1 protein-coding gene is annotated in these 273 nt (G+C 42.5%); it reads left to right on the top strand.

Features of this window, described 5'->3' with window-relative positions:
* Nucleotides 1-273 (top strand): hypothetical protein (locus QVP40_RS11730; RefSeq protein WP_288200538.1); only part of this gene is annotated, 273 nt, incomplete at both ends.

Consider the following 273-nt stretch of genomic DNA (forward strand, 5'->3'; position numbering starts at 1 on the left):
GTATATCTTTTGAACCGCCCGGAAAACATTGTGTATGATTATTTTACCACAACAGAAATCCAGGAAGATCAGGCAGTGATCACGGTGCAGGCAAACTATCAGGGAATGGCTGTTCCAACAAAGCTTACCCTGTATGATGCAGAGAAACAGGAAATCGCTTCTCAGATGCTTTGGGAAGAACCAGGAGAGCTTTATACTCATAAGGCAGTTCTTACAGTAAAAAATGCCAGACTGTGGAATCCGGAGCAGCCTTATTTATATACGCTGGTAATA

Source organism: Blautia sp. CAG:257 (assembly GCF_000433815.1).
GTDB classification, from domain to species: Bacteria; Bacillota; Clostridia; order Lachnospirales; family Lachnospiraceae; genus Blautia_A; species Blautia_A caecimuris.